This is a genomic window from Monashia sp. HAY1-5C (assembly GCF_056755255.1).
The window spans coordinates 1-11,984 of sequence record NZ_JBPGXG010000134.1 but is presented as its reverse complement, the minus strand read 5'-3'; the positions used below and the strand labels follow the sequence as shown (position 1 = coordinate 11,984).

The 11,984-nt window shown below is 71.0% G+C and carries 13 protein-coding genes and 1 pseudogene; 7 read left to right on the top strand and 7 right to left on the bottom strand.

What is annotated here, in order from left to right:
• Window positions 1-78: 78 nt before the first annotated feature.
• Window positions 79-450: a hypothetical protein gene (locus ACR9ZK_RS17515; RefSeq protein WP_481343232.1), complete on the bottom strand. Its 372-nt coding sequence runs from the start codon at window positions 448-450 to the stop codon at window positions 79-81.
• A gap of 239 nt (window positions 451-689) precedes the next feature.
• On the opposite strand from ACR9ZK_RS17515, the gene ACR9ZK_RS17510 reads away from it, so the two are divergent.
• The 3 genes and pseudogenes from ACR9ZK_RS17510 to ACR9ZK_RS17500 all read left to right on the top strand — a co-directional run bounded on the left by ACR9ZK_RS17510 (window position 690) and on the right by ACR9ZK_RS17500 (window position 2,856).
• Window positions 690-1,460 carry a DUF3800 domain-containing protein gene (locus tag ACR9ZK_RS17510; protein ID WP_481343231.1) on the top strand — a complete coding sequence of 257 codons (771 nt, stop codon included), beginning with the start codon at window positions 690-692 and terminating at the stop codon, window positions 1,458-1,460.
• Between the two features lie 300 nt (window positions 1,461-1,760).
• A pseudogene (locus ACR9ZK_RS17505) lies at window positions 1,761-2,159 on the top strand (DUF4352 domain-containing protein); the annotation flags it as partial.
• 151 nt (window positions 2,160-2,310) lie between these two features.
• Entirely contained in the window at window positions 2,311-2,856 is a 546-nt protein-coding gene (locus ACR9ZK_RS17500; RefSeq protein ID WP_481343230.1) for a PASTA domain-containing protein, read from the top strand.
• 49 nt (window positions 2,857-2,905) lie between these two features.
• Here ACR9ZK_RS17500 and ACR9ZK_RS17495 read toward each other — a convergent pair whose 3' ends face one another.
• On the bottom strand, window positions 2,906-3,706 hold the full coding sequence (locus ACR9ZK_RS17495) for a MerR family transcriptional regulator (protein WP_481343229.1): 801 nt from the start codon (window positions 3,704-3,706) through the stop codon (window positions 2,906-2,908).
• A gap of 112 nt (window positions 3,707-3,818) precedes the next feature.
• Here ACR9ZK_RS17495 and ACR9ZK_RS17490 point away from each other — a divergent pair, with 112 nt between their 5' ends.
• The gene (locus tag ACR9ZK_RS17490) at window positions 3,819-5,336 is read left to right on the top strand and encodes an MFS transporter (RefSeq protein ID WP_481343228.1); all 1,518 of its coding nucleotides are present in this window, start codon (window positions 3,819-3,821) and stop codon (window positions 5,334-5,336) included.
• Between the two features lie 60 nt (window positions 5,337-5,396).
• Here ACR9ZK_RS17490 and ACR9ZK_RS17485 read toward each other — a convergent pair whose 3' ends face one another.
• From ACR9ZK_RS17485 to ACR9ZK_RS17475, 3 genes are read right to left on the bottom strand one after another with little or no spacing between them, the layout of a single operon-like run.
• A complete protein-coding gene (locus tag ACR9ZK_RS17485; RefSeq protein WP_481343227.1) occupies window positions 5,397-5,825 on the bottom strand; it encodes a hypothetical protein in 429 nt (142 codons plus the stop codon).
• Complete coding sequence (locus ACR9ZK_RS17480) at window positions 5,825-7,030, bottom strand: hypothetical protein (protein WP_481343226.1); 1,206 nt, start codon at window positions 7,028-7,030, stop codon at window positions 5,825-5,827. The genes ACR9ZK_RS17485 and ACR9ZK_RS17480 overlap by 1 nt, the downstream gene beginning before the upstream one ends.
• A gap of 32 nt (window positions 7,031-7,062) precedes the next feature.
• Window positions 7,063-7,401 (bottom strand): hypothetical protein, encoded by a 339-nt coding sequence (locus ACR9ZK_RS17475; RefSeq protein WP_481343225.1) that lies wholly within the window; start codon window positions 7,399-7,401, stop codon window positions 7,063-7,065.
• A gap of 332 nt (window positions 7,402-7,733) precedes the next feature.
• On the opposite strand from ACR9ZK_RS17475, the gene ACR9ZK_RS17470 reads away from it, so the two are divergent.
• Window positions 7,734-8,909: a S53 family peptidase gene (locus tag ACR9ZK_RS17470; protein ID WP_481343224.1), complete on the top strand. Its 1,176-nt coding sequence runs from the start codon at window positions 7,734-7,736 to the stop codon at window positions 8,907-8,909.
• Between the two features lie 126 nt (window positions 8,910-9,035).
• A complete protein-coding gene (locus tag ACR9ZK_RS17465) occupies window positions 9,036-9,698 on the top strand; it encodes an HAD family hydrolase (protein ID WP_481343223.1) in 663 nt (220 codons plus the stop codon).
• A 63-nt stretch (window positions 9,699-9,761) separates the two neighbouring features.
• Here the strand turns inward: ACR9ZK_RS17465 and ACR9ZK_RS17460 are convergent, their stop codons facing one another.
• Together ACR9ZK_RS17460 and ACR9ZK_RS17455 are read right to left on the bottom strand one after the other, a co-directional pair.
• Window positions 9,762-10,667 (bottom strand): oxygenase MpaB family protein, encoded by a 906-nt coding sequence (locus ACR9ZK_RS17460; RefSeq protein WP_481343222.1) that lies wholly within the window; start codon window positions 10,665-10,667, stop codon window positions 9,762-9,764.
• A 114-nt stretch (window positions 10,668-10,781) separates the two neighbouring features.
• Entirely contained in the window at window positions 10,782-11,183 is a 402-nt protein-coding gene (locus ACR9ZK_RS17455; protein ID WP_481343221.1) for a PPOX class F420-dependent oxidoreductase, read from the bottom strand.
• A 33-nt stretch (window positions 11,184-11,216) separates the two neighbouring features.
• Between ACR9ZK_RS17455 and ACR9ZK_RS17450 the strand changes: the two genes are divergently transcribed.
• A complete protein-coding gene (locus ACR9ZK_RS17450) occupies window positions 11,217-11,741 on the top strand; it encodes a 2'-5' RNA ligase family protein (RefSeq protein WP_481343220.1) in 525 nt (174 codons plus the stop codon).
• Window positions 11,742-11,984: the final 243 nt, after the last annotated feature.

Genomic DNA, 11,984 nt, shown 5'->3' with positions numbered 1-11,984 from the left:
ACCGCGGGAGGCCCTCCCCTGTCAGCAGCTCACAGCGCGAAGTCGCATTCCCTCAACCAACGTGCCCGGTCAGTACATCTAGTCCTCTAGGTGCACCTCGGCGTACTGGACCACCTTGCGCAGCAACTCGCGATCCAGCATGACCCTGATGGGCCCGCCATCGTCACCTGTGAACTCCGCGCGGAGCAGCGATCCAGCACCAGCAGCGATCGTGCCCAGGTCCCGCGAGAATCCCTCGAACCCGACCGCAAGCAGCGCGCCAGCGGCCTCGATGTCCTTGCCCATGAGGATGGCGTTGCTGTCCATGTCCAGCCGCCACCGTTCTCCCGTGCGGATGGCCTCCTGATGCTCGATGCAGAGACTAGCGCGCAAGGGTGGGTAGCCATCGGCATCAGGCGTCAGCCGCAGATCGCCGACCACCGCCGCGTCGCACCGCAGGACACTGCACATGGACCGAATCGTCGCATGGAGGGGTGGGGTGGCCCCTCAGGCGCGCGCAGGTGCGAGGACCCCCGGTCAAGCGAATCGGCATGGCCGCGGGTTTGTTGAACGCATTGAACGACGTTCACCTCGCTGGCAGGATGGACGTTGGGACGCTTCTCCGACTGACACCGCACAAAGCAGTATCGCGCCGATCCGGTCAGTTGCGTCGCGTGCGAACCGGACGAAGATGCTGCACTATCTCGTGTGTGTTACTCGCCTACATCGACGAGTCGGGAGACTCCGGCCAGACCAACGGATCAAACACGTACACGCTCGGGTGCGTACTCGTCCGGGACACCGCATGGCCAGACATTTTCGACAACCTTCTGCAGTTCCGCCGCTTCGTGCGCGACCGATTCGGCATCCTTCTGCGCGACGAAATCAAGGCGAACTACCTGCTGCGCGGCGGCGGGGACCTCAAGCGTTACGGGTTCGGCGAGGGCATCCGGCATGACATCTACAGAATGCACATGAGGCTCGCCCCGAAACTGGGACTTCAGGTCTTCGCCGTCGTCATCGACAAGACAAAGATCCAAGTTTGGCGAAACCCCCGTGACATCGCATGGGGCTTCCTCCTCCAGCGACTGGAGCGGATGAGCACCAAATCGGGTGAACCCATAATGGTGGTCCATGACGAGGGAGACAGTCTCGCGATCAGGGGGCTGGCCCGAAAGGCGCGGCGTGCGAATACGCCGGGGAGCGCCTTCGGCGTTGGCCGTCTAAGCCTCCCGGCACGACTCATACTTGACGACCCGGTGCCCCGGAACAGCAGCCAGTCCTTCTTCATCCAATTGGCAGATCTGAGCGCGTACGCCGCGTTCCGAACGGTCTTCCCACCCAACCCTAAGCGTGCCACCGTTTGCCCCCCGACCATGTGGGGCGAATTGGGGGATGCGCGTTTTGCGGACGCAAACAAACTCGCAACGGGTGTCCTCGCGCGCATGGCCGAACCGGGCGTTGTCGTCTGGCCAACGTAAAACCCCCCGCGCCGAAGCACGGGGGGTGAGCGCGGGCCTAAACCACCGTCGAGGGTGGGTCAGTCCGCTAGGAGCAATGTTCCACGTGGGCAATGACAGTGCAAGTGCGCGCGCGGCGATTTCTCCGGGTTCTCGTCAACAAGGGCGCGCGGCGACTCAACGCAGGCCACCTGCGCGTCATGCCGCGGTCACGTTCAATCGGCGGATCGTCTTGACTGACGCCGGCAGCCCCGCGCCGAACCGGCCTCCGACCAGGCGTCGACCGACGCGTCCGGCGGCGACTCGGGGGAGCAGGCGCCGGCCGGCGCGAAGGTGGGCCAGAAGGTCCGCGACGGCCAGTTCGAGTTCACCGTCACGAACGTGAAGAAGGGCGTCAAGAGCGTCGGCAGCCAGTACGCGAACCAGAAGGCGCAGGGACAGTACGTGCTCGTCGACGTCACCGTGACCAACATCGGTGACAAGGCGCAGCTGCTCGCCGACTCGTCGCAGAAGGTCAAGGACGCCAAGGGCCGCGAGTTCTCCACCGACACCACGGCCGGCATCTACCTCGAGGACAACAAGGTCTTCCTCAACGAGATCAACCCCGGCAACACCGTCAAGGGGACGCTCGTCTTCGACATGCCGAAGGACGCCAAGCCCGCGTCGATCGAGCTGCACGACTCCCCGTTCTCGGGCGGGGTCACGGTCCGGCTCGGCTGACGCTCCCGAGCCGGACCGACGGGTGGGTGCCACGCAGTGAGGGGGCGCGGCACCCACCCCAGTCGTGGCGAATGTCACGGAATGCGCAATCTGCCGCCTGTGACCGTCCTGCAGCCGAGGATGAGTCCGCCGAACCCCAAGAAAGAGAGACATGAGCACTCACACCACCCGCACTACCGACGCCGCCATCCAGCCGGCGCATCCCACCTCGGACCGCGCGGAGCGTCCCTTCCCGAACCGCAAGCACGCCCGTAGCGGCTGGCTGGCTGCCGCTGCGATGACGGTGGCCGTCGGGGCACTCGCGAGCTGCGGCGGCAGCGCCTCGCCGACCCCGGCCGCGTCGACCGTCGTGGTCACGCAGACCGTCGCGGCTCCGGCCCAGACGGTCACCGAGACGGTTGAAGCCCCCGTTCCCGCCGACACGCCGGAGACCACTGCAGCCGTGGTCGACTCGCAGGCCAAGTCGCCGAGCAAAGTCACGGTTCCCAACGGCGTGGGCATGAACTACCAGGACGCGCAGGACGCTTGGCGCGCAGCCGGACTGCACGTGGCCCCGGCCAACGACGCGACCGGCGCCAACCGGATCCCCGTCCTCGACGCGAACTGGGTGGTCCTCGCCCAGGACCTCAAGCCGGGTAGCAAGGTGGCGGCTGACTCCTTCATCACCGCCACGATCAAGAAGTACACCGACAACTGACGCTGGTCGGCGGCCCCGCTCCCCCGAAAGTCGCGCCTCGAACGCGCTGTCAGGCGGGGAGCGGAGCAACGGGCCAGCAGACGACGGTCCGGTGGTCGAGGAGGTCGTCCTCGTCGCCTCGGGGCAGGTAGCGCTCGCGCACGGGGCCGTCGCTCGCGATCGCCTTCTCGACGACGGTCGTGCCCAGGACGCCGTAGGCGGTGTCGAGGTCGATGAACGGGCCGTCGTGGGTCGTGGTCGCGAGCCGGCCGCCCGGCACCTGCTCGGCTCCCGGCGTCCCTTCTGGCACCGGCACGTAGCACGTCAGCTCGGCCGCGCCCTCGGTGAAGAACTCCGTCGGGAACAGCGTCCCGTCCGGTCCGGTCCGCTCCACCCCGGCCGACCGCAGCCGCGCGTGCAGGTCGGTGAACGTCTGCACCCACCACGCCGGCGCCTCGTCACCGCCGACCACCCCACGCATCACGAACGCCCACACCATCGGCTCGTCGACCACCGTCACCTCGAGCGACGGCCCGCCACCGACGAGCAGCCGCCGCAGCGACTCCACCGTCGCCTGGGTCTGCTCGAGCTGGCGCGTCATCCGGTCCAGGTGCTCGGCGATGACCGCGTCGCGCGCCTCCGGCGTCGGGGCCGCGAGGACCGCACGCACCTGCGGCACCGGCAGGTCGAGGTCGCGCAGGCGTCGGATCAGCTGGGCCGCGCCGACCTGGTCGGGCGTGTAGTAGCGGTACCCGGAGTGCGCGTCGATCTCGGCCGGCGCGAGCAGCCCGACCTCGTGGTAGTGCCGCAGCGTCTTGACGCTGAGAAACGTCATCCGGGAGAAGTCGCCGATGCTCAGTCGCGTGCTCATGGACACAGGCTCGACTCTCCCACAGGGGGAAAATCAAGCCGCCGACACCGGCCGCGACGAATTCCGGTGCAGCGCTTGACTCTCCCCCTGCCGGAGACCGGAGAACGGAGTCATGACACAGACACCGACCCGCTCCAGCGCCACCAAGCGCCCAGCGCCAGCCGCCACCCGACGCGTCCCCGAGGCCACCGCCACCCCCGACCCCACCACCACCCCCGACGCTCCCGCGACATCCGCACCCGACGCTCCGAGCCGCCTGCCGCTGTTCGTGCTGCTCGCGGGCATCTTCCTCAACGTCCTCGACTTCTTCATCGTCAACGTCGCCCTCCCGTCCATCGAGCGCGACCTCCACGCCACCGCCACCGCCCTCGAGTGGGTCGTCGCCGGCTACGGGCTCACCTACGGTGCCCTGCTGCTCGCCGCCACCCGCCTCGGCGACCGGTGGGGGCGCCGCCGCATGTACGCCGCCGGCACCGCGCTGTTCGTCCTCACGTCCGCCGCGTGCGGTCTCGCCCCGACCATGGACGTGCTCGTCGCGGCCCGGTTCGCGCAGGGCGTCGCCGCCGCGATGCTGACGCCGATGGTCCTCGCCCTCATCGGCGACACCTACTCCGGCGCCGCCTACCGCCGCGCCCTGGCCGCCTACTCCACCGCGATGGGCCTGGCCGCCGTGTCGGGCCAGCTCATCGGCGGTCTCCTCATCCAGTTCGACGTCTTCGGCCTCGGCTGGCGCTCGATCTTCCTCGTCAACGTGCCCGTCGGCGTCGTCACCCTCGCACTGGTCCGACGCGCCCTGCCCGACGTGCGCCCGAACCGCGTCGTGCGCCTCAACATCGTCGAGCTGGCCCTTGCCACAACGGTTCTCGTCGCGGTGCTCCTGCCGCTCATGGAGGGCCAGAGCCACGGCTGGCCGCTGTGGACGTGGGTCAGCCTCGCCGTCGGCGTGGTCCTCACGGTCCCGCTCGTCGCCCGATCAAGGACGCTTCACCGACGCGGCGCCGACCCGCTCCTTCGCGTCGCGCTCACTGCGTCGCCCGCCCTGCGACACGGCCTGGCGCGCCAGTTCTTGCTCTTCCTCGGGATGGCGTCGTACTTCATGGTGCTCGCCCTCTACCTGCAGGCCGACCGTGGCCTCGGAGCCCTGGCCTCGGGTGCGCTGTTCGGCCTCGTCGCCCTGCCGTACCTAGCCGGGACGTCGAAGGCGGCGTCGCTGCTCGCCCGCTGGGGCCGACGCGTCGGGCCCGCGTCCGCGCTCGTGTTCCTCCTCGGGCACGTGCTGACGTGGGTCGGCGTGGCCGACGCCGGGGCGCACGGCTCGGTGCTGTGGCTGGCTCCCGGGCTCGTGGTCTCCGGGTTCGGTATGGGCGTGTGCCTCACGGCGCAGATCGGCGCGGTCATGTCGCAGGCGAGACCGGCGGACGCCGCGATGGTGAGCGGCACGATGTCGACGGTGCAGCAGCTCGGCAACTGCATCGGTGTCGCCCTCGTCGGCCTGCTCTACTTCGCCGCGACGACTGCCGGTACCGGTGTCGCCTTCCAGCACAGCCTCGTCTATCTCGCAACCGTCATGGCCCTGCTCGCCCTCGTGTCAGCGTTGCCGCCGCGTCGAGCGTCAACCGTCACTGCGTGAGTCGGCTTCATGCCGAGCCGCGCTGCACGTCGCTCTTGACGTGCGGTGCGGTGCCGCCGTTCACGGCCAGGGGAGCAGCTCCTGTGCGACTGCGTCGGGCCGATCGGAGAGCCGGTCGACCTTCCGCAGCCCGAAGACGCGTCGAGGGTAGACGTGCTCGGTCTCGTTCTTGAAGGCCGGAGGGACGAACCACTTGGGGATCGGGACGGCGGCGAACTGCCCCATGCCGGCCCAAGCCATGCACACCAACAGCCACAGGAGCACGATCTTGTCCACGATCCCTCCGTTCGTGCCTCCGGCGCTGATCCACAGGCCCACCGGCGTGAAACCGAAGCCGAGGCCCAATCCCGCGACGTACCCGCGGTCGGGCAGGTGCGCGTACCTGAACCGCCCGCGGTACATGCGCTTGGGCTGCGAGATGCTGAGGTAGCTGATGGGGAGGAAGCCGTCGATCACCAGTACGAGCACCCACGGGGGCCACGACTCCATCAGTTCCACACCGCCTGGAGCGGCACGGTGACGGTGTGCTTCGTGTCTTGCCGCGTCGGTGCCAAGCCCACCCGCGTGTTGACCCACCGACCGGCCTGCTGCCCGGCGGCCGTGCCGGCTGCGCCACACGCGGGTGCCAGAACCGGGCCGAGGAGCGGTACTTTCGAGCACGCAGCTCCTGCCGCCGCTCCGCCGACGCCGGCGAGGCCGCCCTGGACGAGTCCGCGGGAGAAGAGCTTCCACGTCGGCATGTTCGAGTACTTCCTCGAGTCAGAGTCGAGCTGGCTGGCCGTCGTCGTCACGCCGGTGAGACCGATCCCGGCCCAGCCGGCCACCTTGTCGGCCTTCGTCAGCGTGTCGACGGTGCGCCGGACGGCAGGGTTCTCCGCCGCCCGGGAGACCATGCCGCTCGGGTGCAGGGCGCCCGTCAGGCCGTACTGCGTCGCGGTCAGCGCGGCGCCGGAGCCCCAGGCGATCTTGTCGATGACGCTCGGCCCGGGGATGATCCCGGCATCGGTCAGCTTCTGCTCGAGCGACCACTCGGGCAGGCCGGTGTCGACGTCGTCATAGACATCGACGGCCACCGTCTTGCACTCGGGCGGCACGAGCTCGGTCCTCGTCAGGGGGAGGTCGCCGAGGAGGTCGTGCAGAACGCCCTGGGCGGTGTTCGGCCCAGGGAGGGTGACCTCGGTGCTGCCACGCAGGGGAGTGGCGGCCAGGGACAGCAGCCGACGCGTCAGCGCCCGACGCTTCAGGCCCAGCTGCGTCAGGGCCGCCTCGTACCGCGACCGGGCCAGGCGCTGGCGTCGGTCGCGCTCGTCCGTGAAGGTGCGCTGACGTTCCGCCTCCGCCACCGGGTCGAGCATCGGGAAGGTCGTCGCGAGGATCCGCTCGTAGTCGCGTTGGGCAGCATCCTGCTCGGCGATCGAGCGCCGCGCGACGGTCTGCGCCTCCTCCAAGGCGGCAGCGAGGGCGAGCAGCTCGACGCCGGCGCCACCGACCCGCTCGAGCAGCAGCCGGGTGCGCTCCGCGAGCACGTCGGCCTCACGCTGGGCCGCGGTGGCGGCGTCGCCCCGCCACACCGCCGCGATGATCGACGCCGATCGGCCGCGCACGCCGGGCGTCTGCAGCCCGGTCTCGGCCACCCTGCCCAGACGGCGTGCCGCCGCACGCAGCGACGCCGGGTCGCCGTTGGGGACGGTCATCGGGCCGTGCGGCCCTTGCGGAGTCGGCCGCATCAGAGTGTCTGTCCCGCAGAGCCGGTCGGTGCCGGCCTGCCCGTGAGGCCCAACGCCTGGGCCACCTCGAGCTCGGTCTCCCTGCCGGTGAGGCCCACCCAGGACACCTTGCGGCCGAGGGCGGCGAACCCGCCCGACGCGGTGTGCAGGGACATGGTCTGGGCGCCGGCGAACTCCTTCGCGGCCGCCGCGAGGACCGGGTCGTCGTCACCCACCCCTCGCTGCAGCACCCCTGCGGTGTAGGCGAACGCCTCGGCGCAGTCCTTCAACGTGGTGGCGGTGAGGGCCAGCGTGTCACCGGCCCCACCCGCCCCGTCGGTGTCGATCGCGTAGGACATGCCTCGAGGCTAGGGACATCCCGAACACCCCGCCCCCCGTCATCCACAGCCTCGACGCCTCACCAGCCGGACCACGATGAGTGGGGGTCGACGGCGGCGGCACGAAGCGTCGCGTACAGGAGCATGTGTTGCCGTCACGGGGGCGCGCAACAACACCCTTCGTCAATTCGGCTGTGTGGCAGAAGTCTTCCCAAATGTTGGCCAACGCTTTACCTGACGGGGCGTAGCGTCCGGGACGCGGCGCCAGTCAGGTTGGGAGGCCTCGACGATCGCGCCGCCGACCCCCATCGACGCTGCGCCGGGCGTCCACACACCCCACCCTGGAGGACCCTGTGAAACGCTCGGCTCTGTCTCTTGCTGCCGTCGCCGGCGCCCTGATGCTCACGGTCGGCGCGACCTCGGCGATGGCCCAACCGACCGCCGCTTCGACCGCGTCCACGCACCGTGCCGCGCACGTCTGCGCGGTGCCCGTGCCCGGAACCGCCGGGTGCCACGCCATGGTCGTCGTCGACGCGACGGGCAAGCCCCAGGTGACCGCAACGCCGAGCGGGTACGGCCCGGCCGACATCCAGTCGGCCTACGGCCTGACCGGCCTGTCCAGCGGTGGCCGCACCGTGGCCATCGTCGACGCCTACGACGACCCGACCGCAGAGGCGGACCTCGCCACGTACCGTTCGCAGTTCGGCCTGCCGGCCTGCACAACGGCCAACGGCTGCTTCAAGAAGGTCAACCAGACCGGCGGCACGAGCTACCCGCGGACCGACGCCGGCTGGGCCACCGAGATCAGCCTCGACCTCGACATGGTCTCGGCATCGTGCCCCGACTGCAGGATCCTGCTCGTCGAGGCCAGCTCGGCCTCGTTCACCAACCTCGGCGCCGCAGTGAACTACGCAGCGACACAAGGGGTCTCGGCCATCAGCAACAGCTACGGCGGCTCCGACTCCTCGCCGATCGCGGCCTACGACCACCCGGGCATCGCCATCACGGCCTCGACCGGTGACAACGGCTACGGCATCGAGTCGCCGGCCTCCTTCGACAGCGTCGTCGCCGTCGGTGGCACGAGCCTGACCCGCGCGGCGGGCACGGCGCGCGGCTGGACGGAGAAGGCATGGAGCGGCGCGGGCAGCGGCTGCTCGACGAAGAACGCCAAGCCGTCGTGGCAGACGTCCGCGACGCAGTGCTCGGGCAAGGCCAACGCCGACGTCTCGGCCGTCGCCGACCCCAACACCGGCGTCTCCGTCTACGACTCGACGTCCTACCAGGGCCGCAGGGGCTGGCAGGTCTACGGCGGCACGAGCGCCTCCGCCCCGATCATCGGCAGCGTCTACGCGCTCTCGGGCAACACCGCCGGCTACCCGGCCTCGTACACCTGGGCGCACACCTCGGGCCTGAACGACGTCACCACCGGCACCAACGGCACGTGCACCCCTGCGGTGTGGTGCACCTCGGGCGCCGGCTGGGACGGCCCGACCGGCCTCGGCACGCCGAACGGCACCAGCGCCTTCTGAGCCCGTACCTCCGACAGGCGAAGGGGCCCGTCCCGGACGGGCCCCTTCGCCGCATCCGAGCTGTGGATCCGTTGGCCGAGCGCGGTCGCCGCTGCTCTCGGCCTGCTGGTTGGGTACGGACCTGCCATGGCTGACACGGCAATCTTCGATGTCGACGGGACCCTCGTGGACACCAACTACCAGCATGCCCTTGCGTGGTTCCGGGCCCTGCGCCGCTTCGAGATCACCCGGCCGATGTGGCGCATCCACCGCGGCATCGGGATGGGCGGGGACCTGTTCGTCTCGGCGGTCGGGGGCCAGGAGGTCGAGGAGGCCCACGGCGACGCACTGCGTGAGGCATGGGCGGAGGAGTTCGACGAGCTCATCGGCGAGGTGCAGGCCTTCGAGGGCGCCCGCGAGCTGCTGGCCGACGTCAAGGAGCGGGGCTTCCGGCTCGTTCTCGCCAGCTCGGGCAAGAAGAAGCACGTCGAGGCGTTCCTCGACCTCATCGACGGCACGTCCCTCGCCGACGCCTGGACGACCTCGGACGACGTGAAGAACAGCAAGCCGGAGCCCGACATCGTGTCGGCGGCACTGGCCAAGGTGAACGGCGACAGCGGCATCATGGTCGGCGACTCGATCTACGACGCGCAGGCGGCGGCCAAGCTCGGCATCCCGACCCTCGGAGTCCGCACCGGAGGGTTCTCCGTCGGCGAGCTGCAGGAGGCCGGCGTCCTGCAGGTGTTCGACTCTCTGGTCGCCTTCCGTTACGCCCTCGACGGCACCCCGTTGGCTCGCGCCAGCCGCTGAGGTGGTCTCGGGTGCGTCGCTGAGTCGGTGCCCGGCGCCCGAGCGGTCCACGATGCGCCGCGGTCACGCTGAGGCAGCGGTCCCGCCGTGCGCGTCGGACGGACGGCGCTCGCCGAGACCGGCCATGCCCCACCGCACCGTCGCCGCACCGAGGTACCCGAGCGGCCGCCCGACCAGCCACGCGACCGGGTCCGGAACCGGCAGCCCCAGCATCTGTCGGGCCCACCCCGGCAGCAGCGACACGCCGCCGGCCGCCAGGGTCGCGTACCCGGGCCGGGCCACCAGCGGCAGCGGCGGGTACAGCAGCAGGAACCGCGCCGCCTCGCGCGCCGCGTCCGACGCCTCGAGCTCGGGCCGGTACGACTCGAGCACCGCGCGCAGCTCCGCGACCGACGCGGGCGGCGTCGGCACCCCCAACCGGGCCGCCGGCACACCCGCCTGGCGCACGTAGAGGTCGGCCTCGGCGGGAGTCAGCGGGGCAGCCGAGAAGGCCTGGTATGCCCGCAGGAACGAGTCGACCTCCGCGACATGGACCCACGTCAGCAGGTGGGGGTCGCTGGCCCGGTAGGACCGACCCGACGCGTCGCGCCCGCGGACCCGCTCGTGGATCGCCTGCACTGCCGCGATGGCCTCCTCGGCGTCCTCGACCGTGCCGAACGTCGTCGTCGCGAGGTAGTGGCTCGTGCGCTGGAGCCGGCCCCACGGGTCGCTCTTGTAACCGCTGTGCCCCGCGACCCCCGCCATCGCGAGCGGGTGCAGCATCTGCAGAAGCAGCGACGTGAGGCCACCCGGGAACATCGACGCGTCGGCGTGCACCCGCCACACCGGGTCCGACGGCCCGAACCACCGCTCGCCCTGCGCACCCCAGATGCGCTGCGCCCGCGCCGGCGCGTCCTGGCCGGCGACCTTGTCGCGCAGCATGGTCCCGAGCCGGCGCTGGAGTGCGCGCGTCACCGGTTGGAGCGTCATGAAACCACGCTAGGCGACGCCTCCCGCAGTCCCAAGCGCCGGTGTCCAACGTTCGCCCCGACGCGTCCCGGCGCCTGTGGAGGAGCCACCCGACGCGTCGTCGGGGCGGGCGCGTCAGTCGAGCGTGATGCGGATGCCGGCCCGCGGCTGCCGCTTGACCGCCCACGACGTCGCGGCGGCGATCGCGTCGCCGAGCCGGGCCAGCGGGTACTTGCGGCCCATCGCCCGCTTGACCGCCGCGACGCCCTCCGGGGTCCGGACGACGCGTGCCGTGCCCGTGTACGCCGGCGCCCCGGGCGCGACGCGTCCGCGGATGTCGCACGGCCGCAGCTCGACCCGCGCCGTGTGGGCCAGTCGCTTGAGCTTGCCCGCCGGATCGACGGTGACGACGACGAGCTCGCCGCCGTCCCGCGCGATCCACACCGGCGTCGCGACCGGCGTCCCGTCGCGGCGGAACGTCGTCAGCGAGACGTACCGGTGCGCGGCGACGATGTCGAGGTCGCTCGGTGTCTCCATCCGCCCACCCTAGGTGCCCAGTGACAATGGGGCATGGCGCTCGCGCTCTGCCTCCTGCTCGACCGGCCGTCCGAGCGGACGGTCATCCGGCTCTGGGAGCGCCTCGAGCAGCGCGGCATCGCCACCCTCCTCACCCACACGCACGGCCGGCACGTCCCCCACCTGTCGTACGCGGTGCTGCGCGAGTGGGATCTCGACGCCGTCCTCGCGACTCTCACCGCGCTGCCGGACGCCGGACCCGTCGAGGTCGCGGTCCAGGGCACCGTGGCCTTCCCCCGCGGACGCGCCGCCCTGGCCTGCTCGGTGACCTCCGCGACCGCCGCCCGGCAGGAGTGCGCCGTCGCGGCCCTGCGCGCCACCGGTGCCGACCTGCACCGCCACTACGAGCCCGGCCACTGGGTGCCGCACGTCTCCGTCGCGACCGGCCTGTCCGCCGCCCAGCTGCCGCTCGCCGTCACCGCCGTCACCGACGTGCTGCCCCTGACGATCCGCTGCGACCGCGCCGCCCTCGTCGACACCGCCGACGGACGCCGCTGGCCCCTCCCCGGCATCCCCTGACCGGACCTCACGGGACCCAACCGGACCCCACCCCGCCGGGCCGCCGGGCCGCCGAGCCGCCGAACCGCCGAGCCGTCGAGCCGCCGAGCCGGCACGCTCCTCCCCGGCAACACACCGAGCAGTTGCCAACCGGTGCGAGGTATTCCTGGGCCCGGTTGGCAACTGCTCGGTGTGTTGCGGGACGGGCGGCCGGCGGTGTCGTGGGCCTGTCTCTTATACACATCTGACGCTGCCGACGACGGA